Annotated in this window: 17 protein-coding genes; 14 read left to right on the top strand and 3 right to left on the bottom strand. The window is 45.2% G+C overall.

What is annotated here, in order from left to right:
- Positions 1 to 465: 465 nt before the first annotated feature.
- The 11 genes from JGK39_RS12445 (at position 466) to JGK39_RS12495 (ending at position 12,768) form a co-directional block, all read left to right on the top strand.
- Entirely contained in the window at positions 466 to 1,746 is a 1,281-nt protein-coding gene (locus tag JGK39_RS12445; RefSeq protein WP_293251563.1) for an EF-hand domain-containing protein, read from the top strand.
- 144 nt (positions 1,747 to 1,890) lie between these two features.
- The gene (locus JGK39_RS12450; RefSeq protein ID WP_293251565.1) at positions 1,891 to 2,076 is read left to right on the top strand and encodes a hypothetical protein; all 186 of its coding nucleotides are present in this window, start codon (positions 1,891 to 1,893) and stop codon (positions 2,074 to 2,076) included.
- A gap of 145 nt (positions 2,077 to 2,221) precedes the next feature.
- On the top strand, positions 2,222 to 3,619 hold the full coding sequence (locus JGK39_RS12455; protein ID WP_293251572.1) for a hypothetical protein: 1,398 nt from the start codon (positions 2,222 to 2,224) through the stop codon (positions 3,617 to 3,619).
- Positions 3,620 to 3,675: 56 nt separating this feature from the next.
- Entirely contained in the window at positions 3,676 to 4,665 is a 990-nt protein-coding gene (locus JGK39_RS12460) for a DMT family transporter (RefSeq protein WP_293251574.1), read from the top strand.
- A gap of 50 nt (positions 4,666 to 4,715) precedes the next feature.
- Complete coding sequence (locus JGK39_RS12465; protein ID WP_293296479.1) at positions 4,716 to 5,159, top strand: hypothetical protein; 444 nt, start codon at positions 4,716 to 4,718, stop codon at positions 5,157 to 5,159.
- A 21-nt stretch (positions 5,160 to 5,180) separates the two neighbouring features.
- Positions 5,181 to 5,567 (top strand): mechanosensitive ion channel domain-containing protein, encoded by a 387-nt coding sequence (locus tag JGK39_RS12470; protein WP_293251578.1) that lies wholly within the window; start codon positions 5,181 to 5,183, stop codon positions 5,565 to 5,567.
- Between the two features lie 557 nt (positions 5,568 to 6,124).
- Complete coding sequence (locus JGK39_RS12475; protein ID WP_366048864.1) at positions 6,125 to 6,388, top strand: bestrophin family ion channel; 264 nt, start codon at positions 6,125 to 6,127, stop codon at positions 6,386 to 6,388.
- Between the two features lie 214 nt (positions 6,389 to 6,602).
- A complete protein-coding gene (locus JGK39_RS12480; RefSeq protein WP_293251580.1) occupies positions 6,603 to 6,920 on the top strand; it encodes a hypothetical protein in 318 nt (105 codons plus the stop codon).
- A gap of 133 nt (positions 6,921 to 7,053) precedes the next feature.
- A complete protein-coding gene (locus tag JGK39_RS12485; RefSeq protein WP_293296481.1) occupies positions 7,054 to 8,973 on the top strand; it encodes a globin domain-containing protein in 1,920 nt (639 codons plus the stop codon).
- Between the two features lie 200 nt (positions 8,974 to 9,173).
- The gene (locus JGK39_RS12490) at positions 9,174 to 11,312 is read left to right on the top strand and encodes an adenylate/guanylate cyclase domain-containing protein (protein ID WP_293251584.1); all 2,139 of its coding nucleotides are present in this window, start codon (positions 9,174 to 9,176) and stop codon (positions 11,310 to 11,312) included.
- 4 nt (positions 11,313 to 11,316) lie between these two features.
- Positions 11,317 to 12,768 (top strand): mechanosensitive ion channel family protein, encoded by a 1,452-nt coding sequence (locus JGK39_RS12495; RefSeq protein ID WP_293296482.1) that lies wholly within the window; start codon positions 11,317 to 11,319, stop codon positions 12,766 to 12,768.
- Between the two features lie 268 nt (positions 12,769 to 13,036).
- Here the strand turns inward: JGK39_RS12495 and rimI are convergent, their stop codons facing one another.
- Entirely contained in the window at positions 13,037 to 13,696 is a 660-nt protein-coding gene (gene rimI / locus JGK39_RS12500) for a ribosomal protein S18-alanine N-acetyltransferase (RefSeq protein WP_293296484.1), read from the bottom strand.
- Positions 13,697 to 13,870: 174 nt separating this feature from the next.
- On the opposite strand from rimI, the gene lysA reads away from it, so the two are divergent.
- The 3 genes from lysA to JGK39_RS12515 all read left to right on the top strand — a co-directional run bounded on the left by lysA (position 13,871) and on the right by JGK39_RS12515 (position 17,122).
- Complete coding sequence (gene lysA, locus JGK39_RS12505; RefSeq protein WP_293251765.1) at positions 13,871 to 15,271, top strand: diaminopimelate decarboxylase; 1,401 nt, start codon at positions 13,871 to 13,873, stop codon at positions 15,269 to 15,271.
- 191 nt (positions 15,272 to 15,462) lie between these two features.
- Positions 15,463 to 16,356, top strand: coding sequence for a diadenylate cyclase CdaA (cdaA, locus tag JGK39_RS12510; protein ID WP_293251590.1), 894 nt, complete (start codon positions 15,463 to 15,465; stop codon positions 16,354 to 16,356).
- Positions 16,357 to 16,375: 19 nt separating this feature from the next.
- Positions 16,376 to 17,122, top strand: a complete 747-nt coding sequence (locus tag JGK39_RS12515; protein ID WP_293251592.1) for an isoprenyl transferase — start codon at positions 16,376 to 16,378, stop codon at positions 17,120 to 17,122.
- 205 nt (positions 17,123 to 17,327) lie between these two features.
- Here JGK39_RS12515 and JGK39_RS12520 read toward each other — a convergent pair whose 3' ends face one another.
- Together JGK39_RS12520 and JGK39_RS12525 are read right to left on the bottom strand one after the other, a co-directional pair.
- Complete coding sequence (locus JGK39_RS12520; RefSeq protein ID WP_293251594.1) at positions 17,328 to 17,600, bottom strand: DUF3143 domain-containing protein; 273 nt, start codon at positions 17,598 to 17,600, stop codon at positions 17,328 to 17,330.
- 85 nt (positions 17,601 to 17,685) lie between these two features.
- Positions 17,686 to 18,165: a J domain-containing protein gene (locus JGK39_RS12525; protein WP_366048865.1), complete on the bottom strand. Its 480-nt coding sequence runs from the start codon at positions 18,163 to 18,165 to the stop codon at positions 17,686 to 17,688.
- Positions 18,166 to 18,224 lie beyond the last annotated feature (59 nt).

Here is an 18,224-nt window from a genome sequence, read left to right on the forward strand (position 1 = left end):
CCCTAGACTGCAAGAAGATTGCTCTTCTCGGCCTGTGCCCAACCTACGACTACGTATTGATGGATTCTAGCACAATCTTTTTGGCTCTTATGCAGGTGAAAAAGCGATCGTTATCGAATTACAGGGAGGGTTTTGTACAAAACTTATTGGTTAAATGGACAATCTATGCTCTAAACTCGCCCTTAAGTTGCAGGCCATCTCAATAATCTGTTGGTTGAAAAGGGCGAAAGCTCGATCGGGCAAACTCATCTAAAATTTTGCCTTAGATCCATCGGTTGGAGATCGCGCGCGGTCTTCATGTTGTCAGTTGCGCGATCGCTCCTGCATCAATCAGTGTTGCTCAACTCCGAGAGTGTGGCTCAGACAAGAAAAAAATAACGAACTCAAGTTTAATCGCTTAAACACCTCTGACCCCCAATCCTTTCTCCCACCAGGGGCGAGGGAGAGATCAACGATCTTTCAATTATGTGGGCGATTTTGATCTATGCCGTTGCCTTCTTGCTGGGAAGTTTGGTAGGGGCAATCAGCGCCTCAGCAGGAGGAATTCCGCCAGCGCTATTTCGATCGATAATTGTGGCGTGTCTTGCCGCCTCAACATTTTATACCAACCTGGACATTGACTTTGCAGCGAGTAAACGCAAAGTAACTTCAACTGTGAAGTATTTAGTTTACGGGTGGATGGCAGTGCGATGGGCAGTTGGGCTATTTTTAATATTTTCGGGATTTTTGTATCAAAGCCCCGCCGATTTGTACAAAGTTTTGTGGGTGCTGTTTTGGATGGTTCCACCAGCCCTTACTTCCCCAGTTTTATCCGTGCTTTGGGGCGGTAATCTTTATCCGTCGGCTGTTTTGTCAAGAACCCTATCAATTGTCGCTCCACTGGCGCTGCTGGCTACATTGAAGGTGGCCCATTTACCCATTAACGTTGACAGCCCGATCTTTTTCGGTATCATTCTAATTTTAGGTCTGGCAATACCGGGAGCGATCGCCCAGTTTTGGCGCGACAAATCCCCGGTTGAATCAAACCACCACAGTAAGAACTGGAAATTTATCGGCGTGCTGGCTGTTGCATTAATGGCTTTGGCAACCGGGTTTCAGTTTACTCCTGCAACATTCCTCAGCGATATATTTTCCTCAACGGATACAGCGCGATCGCTAGCCTGTCTGCAACAACTGGCAATTGCAACTTTAGTATTTGTCTCGATCCGCGTAGCAGCTACATTAACCTCAGTATTTACAAAGGGCAAGCTAAGCAAGGCAGAAGCTCGGGATGCTTATATCCTGCTTGTGAACCCAAACTTTTTCCTTTGGGCCGCTCTTTTCATCGGAGTTAGTGCAACTGCAAATCCAGAAGCCGTAAAATATGCAATTTTTTGGGCAGCGCTGGGGTTCTTAGGCATACCGCTCATCGAACAGATATTGTTCATGAATTCATTTGGCAATGACATACTGAAAGAAACACTGCGTTCTTCGAGAGTGGCAACAGAAGATATCAAAAAGCTGTTCCTGCAATTGGATACGGATGCAAGTAAGTCGCTAGATCGAACCGAGATTATGGAGTTGTTAGGGCTAATCGAAGATATGACAACAGGCGAACGCAGCTCTGAAGAAATTAGAAGCTACATCACTGATTATCTTTTTAACACTCTTGACTCCGATCGCAATGGCACGGTTGATTTAGCAGAATTAGAAGAGTATGTATCAACCTATGGGTTGGTTGCTAACCTTAACGTTGCTCAAATCTAAACTTTGGCTCAATAAGCCATAACATCTTTGCTTAGGGTAGGGGTAGTCAAGGCACAAAACCGAGGAAATTTGCACAACCGAAAACCAACTCTACCCTTTTATTTATATCTACCGAGGAAACGCTCTCTGGCAAAAATCGCACCCTTGACCCGAAATACTATCGCTGGAATATTAGTCATCGGAAACCGGGGCGAAAATGCGGAACAGCATTTGATACAGCTAAGCGAAGACGATAAGCGCTTAGTCACCACCGATTACTTGCTTAACCTCGACGGCTATGGTAAGGTTTATTATGAAGGGATCACAAGATTCATGTTTATGCGCTTGTAATTAATTTTTCGGGCAAGGGTGGGATCGGCTGTTAAATCAACAGCTATCGCTCTGACTGAATGGTTAAAATCCCAAGAACAGGGACGAGAGACATAGGCTGACAAATAACCTTACTGCTTTCGGATTAATAAATTATAGGAACCCAATGATAGAAGCTATCAAAATTCCCCAAAATCAAACCACCACATCGGACTGGCGACTAACTCCTGGCTACTTGCATGAAGGCCGATCGGATTTTGAATCGGCACATATTTTGTTAGGTCGTTTCTTAGCAGATAGAACCTCAGAAGACCCCTTGGTAGAAAAACAACTATTTGCCAGCGACGGCATTTTTGAGTGGGGACACGCCCAGCCTTTAGAAAAAGTGATTAATTCACGGTCAGACTTAGAGTTTTTACTGTTGCATCCCAATTTGTTACGCAACTGTATTACTATCATCGAACCTTGGGAACACGTAGGCGTTAACGCTAAGGGGGAAGATGTTCGGGCTTCCAAAAATGTCGCCTACATTGCTCAGAAAGTCGCCGATATGGACTCTGTATTACTACCTGTTTGGTCAACAGGAGTCCTCGATCCAGAAATAGTTGTTCCCGCAATTAACTCTGGTTATGCAGTGGTAGTCGAAGGTGGCGATCCATCAACATACGATCCCTCTACCTGGACAAGTCCGGCGTGTCCGCGAGAGGATATGTTTGCATTAGTGGAAAAATTATTGCTCTCGCGATCGCCCATCAGTGCCCCCGCAATATTCATTTGTGTAGGACACCAGTTAGCTGCTGAATGTCACATCCGACTCATCCGTCATGCAGTCAAAGAAGTTTTGGACACGACATCTCTGGATCGCGATCGCTCAGGCATGGCTCTGAGATCGTTGCAAGAAGTCTGCCAGCGCATCGAAGCAATGGGCAAGACACTCGAAGTCAAAAAGCGTGATGGACGAGTTGTTGCCAAGGGCTGGAATGACGAGCATTTTGCCGTGACGCGCAATGAATTAAAAGAAGTAGGCGATCGTGTGTTGTTGCCTTATCAGTCTCCAGACGGCGATGCTTTAGGTATTCCTTGGGAAATTATCCATGCTCATGATGTCACAGCCGACACCCATGAAGGCGTGATTGACACAACAATTCAATATGAGGCAAGAGTATCAATTTCGATGTTTCATTCGGATGAAGTCAACGAAGAAGCAATATTGTTTGCAAACTGGGCTTACCGCAGTATTCATGACGCTATTGTTCCCTATCGGCACATCATCGCTGGTAGCTCTCTGAGTTGGTTAATACAACTGCCAGACTCCCTTGAAATTCTTTGTTCAACAGCAGAGGAAGATGGTGAAATAGTTACCGAATGTTCAGCAACCTGCATTAACTACAAAGACTTTGAAACCAAGAAAATTCGACGCTCGTTTACTTGCCAGTTCCATCCAGAACTGCTCTCCGATCTGCGGGCGATCGGTAACAGTGAAGCTCCATCTTATTCAACTTTGAAAAATGATGATGGTGTCCGCTTATTTGTCAGACTCCTGTATGCGGGAATGCAAGAGTAATGCTATTAGCTTGCGCCACGAAAATGGTGGCGCAGCTACTACTTTGAGAAGTGAAGATGACAATTGAACTGAAACCATCACAGCAACAGATAGAGCAGACACCAGGTGCGATCGCGCAGGGACTCCAAGGGAGTATCGGACTAACTTCATTATTTCTCGCAATCCTTGCCTTATCCTTTGCCGCCATCTTCATCAGATTGAGCGAACGGGAACTCGGTCCGGTTGCGACAATATTCAATCGCTTCTGGGTAGCCACTGTGATTTTAGGATTGGGGAAGGTGTTCGAGACCTTGAGGGAAAGACACTCCCACGACTCCTTCCTCCAAAAGCAGCATTACACAGTCAGCGATTTAGTCTTGTTGCTAGTAATGAGCTGTTTTTTCTCAGGCACATTAATAACCTGGGCTTGGTCACTCACCCAGACAAGTGTGGCTAACTCTAATCTGCTGCATAACGTAACCCCGCTGTTCACGACTCTGATGGGATGGCTGTTTCTAAATCAATGTTTTGAGGGCAGATTCCTCATTGGCATGGTAATCGCCATCAGCGGATCGATCTTAATTGGACTGGGTGATTTGCATCTAGCGAGCGATAACTTTACAGGTGACTCACTTGCCATCCTATCTGCCGTCTTTTCTGCCGCCAATCTGCTAACTGTAGAAAAACTTCGAGCCAAGTTTTCAGCAACAACCATACTCCTGTGGTGTTCCTGCTTCGGGGTCTTGTTAACTTTCCCCATCGTTCTGCTAACGGAAGATGTACTTTTTCCCTATTCCTGGGCTGGGTGGTTAACAATAATTGCCCAAGCCTTGGTCTGCCAAGTTTTGGGTCAAAGTCTTCAAGCTTATAACCTCAAAGGATTTTCTTCTGGGTTCGTTGCCGTGTTCTTGCTGCTCGATCCAGTGATTACTGCCATACTTGCCTGGATAATCTTTGCTGAAAAGTTAAGTCCTCTAAACTGGTTGGCGTTATCTGTAGTTTTGGCAGGCATATACCTGGCAAAGTCTAGCCAAGGAGCCGACAAAGTTACCCCTTTTGGAAGTTAAAAGTCAAAAAATATTTCTTCTTTGTTTAAGTAATGGAGGTTTTTAGTTAGATGGAAATCATTTGGAAACAAATAAAGGAAAAGCTAGTTGATTCAAACATAACTATTGCAGACATACCCTTGACTAAAATAGTTCTCGTCGTCACTATCATCACGCTCACACAACTGTTGAGAGGATTGTTCTTTTCGATTGCCATCAAGAGAATCAAGCTTCTTACTAGCGGAACGGAGACCACACTCGACGATGAGTTAGTCGAGATTCTAGAGCAACCATCAGGGTGGCTAATTTTCATCGCTGGACTTTGGATAGTGCAGGTAATTTTGGCAGAAAATCTCAAGCCTCAAGTGAGCGAGATGCTAGCTAAGATTCTCAGTCTGAGTGCTATTGTTGCCGTTGCATATATTGTTTACCGCGCCTCTCCACTGTTAGGAGAGATACTGAGAAAACTGACGCTGAACACCAAAACCGAACTAGACGACTTGCTCGTACCCTAGGTGCCTCGTCTGTTTCAGACGGTGGCACTCGCTGTTGTAGTGTTAAAAGCGAGTGAATTGTTGTTAGGAGCATCTGCAAATGCGATCGTTGGTCTATTAGGTGGAGCAGGAATCACGTTCGGTTTATTGCTTAAGGACATTATCTATGACTGGTTCTGTACGATCATTATTTATACAGATAATCTATATCGACCTGGTGACTGGGTGATTGTGGAAGGAATAGATGGTAGCGTTCAAGTTTTAGAAATTGGCATCAGAACTACAAAGCTACGTCTAGCAAAATGGGATTCTATCAAAAAGATACCCAATTCCAAAATGATTGCGGGAATTGTCGAAAATTGGTCGCAAAATCCAGGCTCAGAAGAGTCATTTTGGATTAATTTAACTCTCAATATTGACAGTATTTAGGCAGAAACAACTGCGATAATTTGTGAGGCTATTCAGAAGCTACCTAGGTTTATAGATTCCTTACATGAAAGATGTTTTGTTTGGCTAGATAGATTTGAACAGAATGCTCGCATTATAAATGTTCGAGCCTTTAATAACAATCTGGATTTATACTTTGAGCCTGTCAAGAATTGAATTTAGCCATCTTAGCACTACTGGAAAAAGAGGGTATAGATACCCTGCATGTGGAATTTAGAACATACCTCGAAAGCTATAAGCAGACTTTGGAAAAAACTGGTAAATCAATAAATTGATGTTGCACTTTCCGAGGGGTAATGGATCGCGATAGCTACCCGCGTTGCCAACTGAAGTATGGATTTCAATGTTCTATTCGCATGAAGTCAACAAAGAAGAAAGAAGCAATCCTGTTTGCGAACTGGGCTTACCGCACTATTCATGACGCCATTGTTCCCTATGGCCACATCATAGCTGGCAGCGCTCTATCATTGCCGAGCCAACTGCCAGACTTCAAATATCAATTATTGAAATAAGAATGAAAACAAATATTAATTTACTGCGTGTTATTGCCTTTTCAGCTAGTTAAAGATTTGGGATGGGGGACAGGCATATTTGTTAGTTTGATTAGTTTTACGTTACTTGGCATTGAAGAAATTGGTCTTGAAATAGAAAACCCGTTTGGTTACGATACCAACGACTTGCCTCTTGATGCTATTTGCAACACAATCAAATACGACATTGAAGAGTTTCTCACTTGTAATCCCCACCTCAACTCTAATGCAGATAAAAATTTCCCCGAAGATGGGTATGATAAACAACTGTAACAATTAATTTGATATCTCGAAGAAAAAAATGAATTTTGAGGTAATATAAATTGGTTAAAACTTACGCACAGACTCTACTTGTAGGGTGCTTAGGTTGCACACTACTATAGATAGTGTAATAATAGAAGGAATGCAGCGTAAGTCCGGTTACTTTCATTTAGCGCAAAAAAATACTTACGTGAGTACATTAAAACTAGGAAGAGGAAAAGATCCAATGAAGTTAGACAAGTTTGTACTAGCACAAAATATGGCATTTCTAATATCCATTCCACCAGAAACTAATTTGGCGAAATTGTTCTCCTTTTGCTTGGCGACAAAGGCTAGAAAAAATACGGCCGGAACAGACATCTTAAAAATTACCTGTGAGCTAATGGAAAATCCATCTAATTTGCCTTATTGGACTCAAGACGTGATGGGACTCGATTTAGATTACAGCAGTGAAGAGTGGAAAGCTTTAGGAGAAATGGGCATCCAGGATGCAGAGGACTTTATGGCTACCCTGTCGCAAGAGTTGGAAAATTTGAGTTTGTAATATCTGGCCGTGGCGTCAGCAAAGAAACTCTCCGGTTTTCAACACTCTATCGAAAGCATTCATCAGAGCCGGATAGTTAAAAAACCCTGTCTTTAGACAAGGGAGCGTCAAGTTTCAAGAGAGTCACAAAAATATGTCTTTAAATGTTGAACTTTTAGAGCAAAGTTTCGAGAAAATCAAACCTCACGCTGATGAATTTGCGGCTAGCTTCTACGAAAAATTGTTTACAACTCACCCAGAGTTGAAACCGCTGTTTGCCACAACTGATATGGCAAACCAACAGAAAAAGCTGATTAATGCTCTGGTTTTAGTAGTAGAAAATATCCGTTCTCCAGAAGCTTTGGAGCCTGTTCTCAACGCCTTGGGAGGCAGACACATCGGTTATGGAGTAATTCCCAAATATTACAGTCGAGTTGGAGACGCACTGCTGAGTGCTATCGAGCAGTATCTCCAGCAAGATTGGACTCCCGAAGTAAAGCTGGCGTGGACAGATGCCTACAGAGCAATTACTGGTTGGATGTTAAAAGGCGCAGGCGTAGTTTCTACACCTGAAAAAGTTCAATTAGAAACAGAGAGCATTCCCGATAAAAAGGTGACTATAGCAGCTAATCACAAACTAGAAACCGTTCCCGCAAAAGAGCAAAGATTAGCCGTAGATGTACTGGAAAGCAGTTTCGAGAAAATCAAACCTCGTGCTGATGAATTGGTCGCTAGCTTCTACAAAAACCTGTTCATCGCTCACGCCGAATTTAAACCGCTGTTTGCCAATGTCGATTTAGAAAAGCAACAGAAAAAGCTTATAAATGCTTTGGTATTGGTAGTAGAAAATCTCCGCTCTCCAGAAGCTTTAGTACCAGTTCTCAACGCCTTGGGAGGCAGACAGATCGGTTACGGGGTAATTCCCAAATATTATGGGCCAGTTGGAGACGCACTGCTGATGGCTTTTGAGCAGCATCTCCAAGAAGATTGGACTCCCGAAGTAAAGCTGGCGTGGACAGATGCCTACAGAGCTATTACTGGTTTGATTTTAAAAGGCGCAGGTGCAAATTCTTCACCAAAGATTGTCCCCGATCAAAAAGATGTCACCCACAATCAGCAAAAAGAATCAAAGACACAATTACTGGACGAATCTAAGCCGATCGCGCCGCCAACCGAGCCACAGAAAAAGCCTTTAGTATCAATTCAGTTGGATGGTGAAATTATTCCAAAAATGCTCTCGAAAATAACTGATAGTTATCAGCAATTTCAGAGTCGATCATTTCTTCAGCGATTGGGTGAAGTTCTCAAAGGAATTTTAGGAAAATTCATTGATAATTTTTGGACACAACCCGCCTGGTTAGTTGCTACTGTTTCAGCCGTTCTGTTCATCATAATTTATGTGGGGGCGGATGATAATTATTTGATTGGAGAGATTTTGGAGGGTGCTGATGCTCTCAGTCTTGTCGTTGCTTTAGTTTTATTCATTAAAGAAGCTCCGGATCGCAGGAAGCAATTTCACTACCAAGCTTGGAGTACGGTTGATGCAGCCCAGGGCGTAAAAGTTAGCTATGCAAGAATTCTGGCACTCCAAGATTTGAACTCAGATGGTGTTTCTCTGAGAGGTTTGGATTCTCCTGATGCAGAGTTAATAGCTATTAATTTCTCTAGGGCAAATCTGAGTGCAGCCAATTTGAGTAAGACGGATCTCAGTAATGCAAATTTGAGCCATGCCAACCTCGATAATGCTAACCTCAGTCAAGCTAAACTTGCGGGTGCTAATCTCAGCCATGCCAAGCTAGGTTTTGCTCGCTTGAGTCAGGTTAATCTCAGTAATGCCAACCTCAGTGACGCTAATTTAATTTGTGCGGACTTGAGTAACACAAATATGAGCGGCGTCAATTTGAAGAATGCTAGTTTTAGTGGTGCTAATCTGAATAGTGCCTACCTAAATGGTGCAAATCTAAAAGGTGCTAAAGTTAGCATTTCTGACCTCAGTGGTGCTTTCCTCGAAGGCGCTGTTATGCCTGATTGCTCGAAGTATAAGTCTCCCGAAGGTGGGGGCAAAAATAAATAAATTGATGCCAGCTTTTTGATGATATTTTTGTCTGCTATTCTACTAAAAGGGTTCGTCACCATTTTAGTAGAATAGCTTTTGCTTACTGAAATGCGCTCGCCAACTATACTGAGAGATTGCCCTTGAATTATAATTCTTAGGCAATGATAAAAATCAGGGACAATGAGAAAAATAAAACAAATAATATCAGGAAAATTCCTATGCAATTACTGAATCATTTAAGCATAAAAACCAAACTCACAGTCATGTTGCTGGTAGTCAGCCTTTGCGCTATGCTGGCGAGCACCTTTATCTGCTCTAGCACTGGTAAATCTATTTTGGCGCAAAAAGTATTCAACCAATTAACCAGCCTTCGGGCTGTGAAAGCTTATCAAATCCAAGACTATTTTGCAACCCTTAAAAACCACAGCCAAACCCTCAGCGAAGACCTGACAGTAGTCGGCGCCCTACAGGAATTTAAGACGGCTTACAGCGAACTTGAAAAATCCAAAATACCAGCGAATTTTGACGCAAAAATTGATACCTACTACCGGAAAGAATTTTTAACCAAACTAACGCGCACTAACGAAGGTACACCTGTTCTGGCAGCCTACACGCCAAAAACAGCCGCTGCCCGTTACTTGCAGTACCACTACATCGCTGCTAATCCCAACCCCGTTGGCAAGAAACTTCTCCTTGATACTCCAGGCGACGCCAGCGCTTACAGCCGCGTTCACGCCCGCTACCACCCTATTTTTCGCAATATAGTTGAAAAATATGGTTACTACGATATGTTTTTGATCGATCGCGAAGGAACTGTTGTCTACACGGTTTTTAAAGAAGCCGACTTTACCACAAACTTGAGCGACGGCCCCTACAAAGAGAGTAACCTAGCATCTGCGATCGCCGCAGCACGACAAGCAAAGGGAAAGGGGTATGTGAAAATAGTAGATTTTAAGCCCTACAGCCCTTCCTACGGTGCGCCTGCGGCTTTTATCGCTACCCCAATCTTTAACGGCTCGGAATTTATTGGTATTTTGGCCCTCCAGTTTCCCGTTGACAAAATTAACAATGTGATGACGGGTAACAACAATTGGAAACAAAGTGGTCTGGGCGATTCAGGAGAAACTTATCTGGTTGGGCCGGATTATCTAATGCGCTCTGCATCTCGTTTCCAGATTGAAGACCCAGAAGGTCATGCAAAAATTCTAGCCTCGATCGGTACCGATCGAAAGACCATCAAGAAAATCAAAGAGTTCAATACTACAATCCTCCTGCAGCAAGTGCAAACAACAGGAGTGAAGGAAGCGTTGTTTGGGAAACAGGGCACGCAGGCGATCGACGATTATCGTCAGATTCCTGTTTTGAGTTCTTATGCTCCACTAGATATTGATGGATTGAGGTGGGTAATCTTGGCGGAGATGGATGTTTCGGAAGCCTACGCCTCTATTCACTCGTTTGAAAAAAACATTGTGATTGCGGCTACTTTAATCATCGTGCTAATCACGGTTGTTGCCATGTGGCTGACCGCAATTTTTGTCAAACCTATCAAGAAGTTAATCGCTAGCGCCCGCCTGGTGGGGGCTGGGGAATTTGACGCGGTGGTGAAATCGGGTTCAGAAGATGAATTTGGAGACTTAGCTAAATCATTTAACCAAACGATAGGCCGCCTTCGTGCCGAAACTCAACTAATTCAACAGAAAAATCGCGAAAATGAAGCATTAGTCTTAAGTATATTTAGTCCCGCAATAGCCAAACGCCTCAAACAGGGCGATCGAGCAATTGCCGATCAGATTTCTAATGTCTCGGTTTTGTTTTCCGACCTCCATCGATTTACTAAGCTTTCTCAAACCATGTCAGCTCCCGAAGTTGTCGATCTGCTTAATGAACTGGTAACAGCTTTCGATGAAATGACCGAAAAATACGGTTTGGAGAAGATTAAAACTATTGGTGACGGTTATATGGCTGTATGCGGCCTGAGTATGCCGCGTTTGGATCATGACAAACGCACGGTAGATTTTGCTTTGGAAATGCTGGCGTTTGTTCACCGATTTAATTATGAAAACGGCTTGGATCTAGACGTGGAAATCGGGATTAATTCCGGAGATGTGGTTGCAGGTGTCATTGGCAAAAATAAATTGCTCTACGACGTTTGGGGTGATACCGTAAATATTGCCAATAGCTTGAAGTCGGCTTGTCCCCCTGGCGCCATCTTTGTGTCTCAAGACATCTGCGATCGCCTGCACGACCTCTACGATTTTGAGCTGGTTGGTGAAATCCAAGAACCTGGTAAAGAAAAGCTAATCGCTTGGCAAATTAATAAAAGTTCTAAGCTGACTGTAAGTGTTCCTGAGGCATAAGTCTATGAGTAATTTAAGATTTTCCAACGACTGGCAGACCTGGGCGGTAATTGTCGGATTGGGATTCCCACTCCTGGTTGTTTTACTAGGAGAGGTTATTTATCATCTACAGAGGCGCGGTAAACCGTTTGCGACCACCCTGGTGGTTGTAAAAAACCTTGTTCTGCCCGTCTTAATGCTGATGATTTTTATCAGAAATGTCCTGAAACTAGACGTTAATGATAATTTTTCCAAGCTCGTTGCAACGCTGTTCTGGATATCTGTTATCTACGCCTTTCTCTCGCTGCTTAATGTGATTTTGTTTGAAGAAGCTGAGGCAAATACATGGCGGGCACGGATGCCCAAATTGCTGATCGATCTTTCTAAGTTTTTTTTGGTGCTTTTAGGAACTGCGATCGTGCTGGCGGCAGTGTGGGGTGCTGATTTGGCAGGTCTTGCTACGGGATTGGGCGTGAGTTCAATTGTGATCGGTTTGGCGCTTCAGGACACACTAGGGAGCGTCATGTCTGGCATGGCGCTGCTTCTGGAACGCCCCTTCAGTGTGGGTGATTGGTTGCGAATTGGAAATATCGAAGGTCAGGTAGTTGATATAAATTGGCGCTCTGTTCGGCTGCTAACTCCCCAGCGCCAGATGATTATTGTTCCTCATCAGTTCATTGGAAAAGGAATCATCCATAATTACAGCCAACCAGAACGCATTTATAACCAACGCCTCAATATTGGCTTTTCCTACGATAGCCCTCCTAACCTCGTGAAGCAGGTACTAATAAGTACAGCATTGGCTACACAAGGAGTATTAGCCGAACCCGAACCAATGATTAAAACCAAATCCTATGATGAGACTGCAATTATGTATGAGGTGGAGTTCTTTATCAAAAACTTTGAAGATGGGGACCAGATACTCGATCGATTTATGACGCGAATTTGGTACGCAGCGCAGCGAAACAACCTGACGCTATATCGCTATCGATACTCCTATGCTGTGGAAGCTGCTGATAAGGCAGATAGCGTTTCAAGTAAGTTAGCCCAAAACCTGCACTCAATTCCCGGATTTATGCCATTAGCTAGAGAACCAAAAAATTTGGATGACTTAGCTAAGGGAACTATTTTACAGAAGTTTGGTGCGGGAGAGAAAGTCATCCACCAGGGGGAGCTTGGTAATGCTTTGTACATTATCATTGCAGGTCAGGCTAAGGTAACTATTACAAACAAATTTGGCATGGAGTTAGAGGTAATGACTATCTTGCGTGGTGAGTTTTTTGGCGAGATGGCACTATTTAGTGGGGAACCGAGTCCGGTATCAATCGCCGCTGTTGACGATTTGCAAGTTCTTGTCATCTACTCCGATGCTGTAAATACGATGATTGAACGTCAACCAAGCTTGGGGCGCGAGATAGGTCAAATTATAGAATCGCGAAGCAAAGCCCTAAGTCGGGTTCAACAGGCAGATGTTTAGTTTAATGCTGAGGTTGATTGCCTGTGAGGATGATGAAAGCGCTCATAATGCAGAGATTTGATTTCAGTTTCAGTAATACCAATTTAATGGGTCGTTGCACCTATCTCGATCCCCCTCGCATCCCCCTGGTTGAAGGGGGACGAAAGAAAAGAATCTTGTCCCCCCCTCCCACCAGGGGGGTTAGGGGGGATCGGATTCGGGAGCAGCTTCATAAAAAATTGGTATAAATTCAATTCTTAGCATAACTATAAGCCCCAAAGTAGGCTGCTCAAAACTCCAAAGTATCGATCGCCCAATGCCACTTTTTCTCCTGGAGCCGATCGCAAATTTTAACTTTTTCCTTCGCCAAATATTGCTCAAATTGCGGTTTTTCAAGGCCGTTGCGCCACATGATCGCAGCATCTTCACCTGTGTCGGCGTAGTATCGCTTGCGCCTTCCAGCTTCCTGAAAGCCAAATTTGTGGTACAGAGACAGTGCGACTAAATTAGAGGCTCGCACTTCTAAAGTTGCCCTTTCTAACTGTCTGCGGTTTGCCGATTTTAGCAATGCCCAAAGCAGAGCTTGTCCCAAACCCTGACCTTGAAAGCGCGGATCGATCGCCAAAATGGTAATGTGAGCTTCTTCTAAAATTGCCCACAGACAACCCAAACCGATGAGGGTTGGTAGAAGTTGTAGGGGCGGTGGATGGTGCGTGCCCGCCACGTTTTGAGGGGTGAGAATATCAACAGGTTCGAGTTCGCTGTCGAATGTTTCTGCAACGCCAGCACCAGTGTCGGATACCCACAAACCCAGTAAATCGCTGTTAGGACTGTCTAACTCGCGCCTGTAGCCTTCGATCGTCCAAAGTCCGCCAAAACACAGGCGATCGAGCTCGACTGCACTGTTGAGGTGTTCGGCGTTGATATGTTTAATTTCTAGAAAAGGCACGGCGGTCAATTGTACACTAGGAAATAAAGTAGCGATTAAATTTTTTTTGCTATTGTCAAGTAATTAATCAGTCTCCAGACTTTAGTCTACAGCAGCGACTGTTCGCTGCTGACTGAGCAATGCTGACTGAGCAATGCTGACGCATGAAAATAACCAAGGAGAGTTATGGCGCCGATAGTATCAACTCAATCTATCACGGCGGAATCTGGACTCGATCGCCCGTCTGAGTATCCAGAATCCCTGAAAAGTCGATCGCCCAATCAAGAACTTTTACCGCTGACAGCCAATGTGAACGGCGATGTGCTGGAAATCGGAGGCTGCGAGGTGACAGCCTTGGTAGAGCAATTTGGCTCGCCACTGTACATTTTAGACGAAGAAACGCTGCGGGCGACTTGCGCCCAGTACCGGGATGCTTTCAAGCATTACTATCCGGGCGAAACTCAAGTGCTCTATGCTTCTAAGGCTTGGAGTTGTTTGGCGGTTTGCGCGATCGCAGCTTCGGCAGAGTTAGGCATCGATGTCGTATCTGCCGGCGAAATCCGCACTGCACTGCAAGCTGGCGTTAGCCCTGATAAAATCTACTTCCACGGTAACAACAAGTCCCGCGCGGAACTCGAGCTAGCTGTCGAAAGCGGCTGTGCGATCGTAGCCGACAACTGGCACGATTTAGAGACTCTCGCAGCCTTGGGAAGCAGCAAAACCGATCGATCGATACGAGTTATGGTGCGGTTTACTCCGGGAATTGAGTGTCACACCCACGACTACATTAAGACGGGTCAAATCGACAGTAAATTTGGCTTCGATCCCAATTCGCTCGATGACGTATTTAAGTTCATCAGCAAACAGCCCTGCTTATCTTGCGTCGGAGTCCACGCTCACATAGGTTCTCAGATTTTTGAACTGCAACCCCATGACGATTTAGCCGAAGTCATAGTTGAGACCTTGACAAAAGCGCAGAGTTATGGTTTGCCAGCGACAGAAATTAATATTGGCGGCGGGTTGGGCATTCGCTATACTGAAGCGGACGATCCTCCAAGCATTGAAGATTGGGCTCGGACAGTTTGCACCGCAGTGGTAGCAGCTTGCGATCGGCAGCAATTGAAGAAATTACCGAAATTGCTTTGCGAACCGGGTCGATCGCTCGTGGGTACAGCTTGCGTCACAGCTTATACGGTTGGCTCTAAAAAAGTCATTCCGGGAGTTAGGACGTATTTATCTGTAGATGGCGGAATGTCGGACAACCCGCGTCCCATAACCTATCAATCAGTTTATCAAGTCCTCGCAGCCGGCAAAATGTCTGCTGAGTTAACGGAAACAGTGACCATTGCAGGGAAACACTGCGAATCAGGCGATATTCTGATTAAAGAGGCCAAATTGCCGGAGTGTCAGGCCGGAGATATTCTCGCCGTTACGGCTACAGGAGCATACAATTACAGTATGTCTTCTAACTACAACCGAGTGCCCCGACCGGCAGCGGTTTTAGTGAAAGATGGGGAAGCTCACACGATTTTAGAGCGGGAAACTGACGAGGATTTGCTGAGGTTTGACCGCCTTCCTAAAAGACTCGGAACTTAAAAGAAAAGTAAGTAAAACATAAAAAGTAAAAAGTAAAAAGTAAGATGATTCATTGGGATTTCTTGATGATTGTTTTTGAACTTTTTACTTTTGGCTTGTTCAGTAACGCGATTGGAATAACAACTGTTCATGGTTCATGGGTTCGAGTGCATCACGGTTCGCGGTTCACAGGCGGTAGCGTTCGATGAACCATGAACAATCAACAATCTGGCTATGACTTTGGCCTCGTTCAGTCTTTATTGATTCAGGCGATCGATATTGGACTGGTATTTGCGCTTGCGTATTTGGTGCTCGTCATTGTCGGGGAGCGCCGGACGCTTTGGATGGTACGGGGATTTATTATTTTGATGCTGGCGGCGGCGGTGAGCAACTGGGCTGGATTGAGACTGTTGCACGTGGCGCTCAACAGCTTGGTGACGGGTTCTGCTGTGGCAATGGCGGTAATATTGCAGTCGGAGTTTCGCCGATTTCTGGAACAATTGGGTCGGGGGGAAATTATACAATTGTTTGGACGCGATCGCCGACCAACTCCCGAACCGGACAGCGTAATAGATGAAATTGTGGACGCAGTAAAAGAACTTTCGCAAAACCGCACGGGCGCTTTATTAATTGTAGAAACAGATTCTCCGATCGACGATCGGGATTTTTCAGTTCCGGGAGTGAAGCTAAATGCGGAAGTATCTAAGGAATTGTTGCAGACTATCTTTCAGCCGCAAACTTTGCTCCACGACGGAGCTGTGTTGATTCGAGCTTCGCGGATCGTTTCGGCTGGGGTAATTTTGCCTTTGTCCGATCGCAGCGCGTCGCGGCAGTTGGGAACCCGCCACCGGGCGGCGATGGGGATTACAGAAAGGGTGCAAGCTTGCGTGTGCGTCGTGGTGTCCGAGGAAACGGGTTCTATTTCTCTGGCGCAGATGGGCACATTAAATCGACCTTTGACTAGCAGCAAACTTAAGGAATTGCTGGAAGCCAAGTTGTTTCCGTCGGAGGGAGAAAGAGTTGTGACTCCTATTCCGATCGGCAATTTCGGACGGCAGATAGGATTGAAGGGAGTAACACTATTAAAGCGGATACTGCGCCGTTAGTCGGGAATTGGGAGAAACCATGAGTCAAGGAATTTGCTTGGAAAAGTTGCCTGCGGATCTACAACAAGAACTACTGCCTAAGCACATAGCAGTGATTATGGACGGAAACGGGCGCTGGGCTAAGAATCAGGGGTTGCCGCGGATTGCGGGACACCGGCGGGGGGCTAGCGCTCTCAAGGAACTGCTGCGCTGCTGCAAAGATTGGGGAATTCCAGCTTTAACAGCCTATGCTTTTTCGACGGAGAACTGGGGTCGGCCGGCCGGGGAGGTGGATTTTTTGATGAGTTTGTTTGAGGGGAAGCTGCGACAAGAATTGCGGGAGATGGTGGACGAGGACGTGCAAATTCAATTTATGGGGAATTTGCAGGCTTTGCCTAAGTCTTTGCAGGCGGAAATCGAGCGCTCTGTGACGGCTACTCAGCACAATCGGGGGATTTTGTTTCGGGTGGCGACGAATTACGGCGGCCGCCAGGAGATTGTACAGGCTTGTCGGGCGATCGCCACTCAGGTGCAAGAGGGCAAGTTGCAGCCGGAGGAGATTGATGAGGTTTTATTTAAACGCTATTTGTATACTGCTGATGTTTGCGATCCGGATTTGCTGATTCGGACGAGCGGGGAAATGCGGCTGAGCAATTTTCTGCTGTGGCAAATGGCTTATTCGGAAATTTACATTACTGAGACGCTGTGGCCGGATTTCGATCGATCGGAGTTTCACCGCGCTTTGTCTACTTATCAGCAGCGCAATCGCCGTTTTGGCAAAGTCTAACGATTTTAGATTTGGGATTTGGGATTTTAGATTAATTTTTCAGTTTCCAATTAAGGTGATTCTCAAGTGTATTCCTCAATCTAAAATCTAAAAACGATTTTAGATTGGTAATTGGGATTTTGGATTAATTTTTCAGTTTCCAATTAAGTTGATTCTCAAGTGTATTCCTGAATCTAAAATCTAAAATCGCCAATCTAAAATCAAATTAGGGGCCGGAGAAAACGGCATCTTCAATGTCGTGACGCGAGAGCGAGTATTTGAAAGCTCGCTGAATGTCTTGGCCGTCGGCTCCGGCGTCAATGTAGCGGACAGTGAGTTGGTCGATATCGAGGGAGAGTTCTGCTTTCCAGGTAGGTCGATCGATCTGCCAGCAGTGGAGTTCTCGCCGGTCTTGCTGGCAGCCGCGGCCCCTCAGCCACTGCTCGATTTCTGGCAGTGGATGGCTGTATAAAGGAGTGTCAGAGGAAGGAAGAGTCATGAGGAATTGGGAATTGGGAATTGGGAATTGGGAATTGGGAATTGGGAAAACTGTGGTTAATCTTGCAATTTAGAACTTTTAGTTGTCAATTGCCGCGAATTAGCCCGATCGCGATCGCCAGTACCAAGCATCCGACTAAAGTAGCCCCCATGATAAATAGAGCAAATATTTCGCCGGGGGACAGGGGGCGATCCGTGGGATCTAGGTAAGCCGAGTTAGAAGTTTTTTTACTCGATCCCGAAACCGGAGTGTTGAAGCCCGGGGGCGACTGAATCACGTTCAGGCGAGAATAGCCTATTTTGAGGTCGTAGGCGAGGCGACGTTCTGGGTTGCTGAGGGTGGCGTAGGCGTTATTGAGCTGCTGAAATTTGGCGGTAGCGACTGCGGGCGGCAAGTCGGTGGTATCGGGATGGTAGAGTTTGCTCAGTTCCCGGTACGATCGCCGAATTTCGATGGCTTGGGCTGAAGGATGCAGCCCTAACAAGCCGTAATAACTGGAACCCAAGGGGGTTTTTCCTGGTGTTTTCTGACTTTTGTTTTTTGCAGTTGCCTCGTTTCCTGCCACCGAAGCCCCTCTCTGCCGATTGTTAATAATATTTGATTATTTTAGCCCAGAGTTGAGTG

This window comes from Microcoleus sp. PH2017_12_PCY_D_A (assembly GCF_020738565.1).
In the GTDB taxonomy this organism is placed as follows: domain Bacteria; phylum Cyanobacteriota; class Cyanobacteriia; order Cyanobacteriales; family Microcoleaceae; genus Microcoleus.

What these genes read in the sequence shown, in the direction of transcription:
- JGK39_RS12445 (WP_293251563.1), top strand. Translation starts at nt 466, where the DNA reads ATGTGGGCGATTTTGATCTATGCCGTTGCCTTCTTGCTGGGAAGTTTG.
- JGK39_RS12455 (WP_293251572.1), top strand. Translation starts at nt 2,222, where the DNA reads ATGATAGAAGCTATCAAAATTCCCCAAAATCAAACCACCACATCGGAC.
- JGK39_RS12460 (WP_293251574.1), top strand. Translation starts at nt 3,676, where the DNA reads ATGACAATTGAACTGAAACCATCACAGCAACAGATAGAGCAGACACCA.
- JGK39_RS12465 (WP_293296479.1), top strand. Translation starts at nt 4,716, where the DNA reads ATGGAAATCATTTGGAAACAAATAAAGGAAAAGCTAGTTGATTCAAAC.
- JGK39_RS12480 (WP_293251580.1), top strand. Translation starts at nt 6,603, where the DNA reads ATGAAGTTAGACAAGTTTGTACTAGCACAAAATATGGCATTTCTAATA.
- JGK39_RS12485 (WP_293296481.1), top strand. Translation starts at nt 7,054, where the DNA reads ATGTCTTTAAATGTTGAACTTTTAGAGCAAAGTTTCGAGAAAATCAAA.
- JGK39_RS12490 (WP_293251584.1), top strand. Translation starts at nt 9,174, where the DNA reads ATGCAATTACTGAATCATTTAAGCATAAAAACCAAACTCACAGTCATG.
- JGK39_RS12495 (WP_293296482.1), top strand. Translation starts at nt 11,317, where the DNA reads ATGAGTAATTTAAGATTTTCCAACGACTGGCAGACCTGGGCGGTAATT.
- cdaA (WP_293251590.1), top strand. Translation starts at nt 15,463, where the DNA reads ATGAACAATCAACAATCTGGCTATGACTTTGGCCTCGTTCAGTCTTTA.
- JGK39_RS12515 (WP_293251592.1), top strand. Translation starts at nt 16,376, where the DNA reads ATGAGTCAAGGAATTTGCTTGGAAAAGTTGCCTGCGGATCTACAACAA.
- JGK39_RS12520 (WP_293251594.1), bottom strand. Translation starts at nt 17,600, where the DNA reads ATGACTCTTCCTTCCTCTGACACTCCTTTATACAGCCATCCACTGCCA.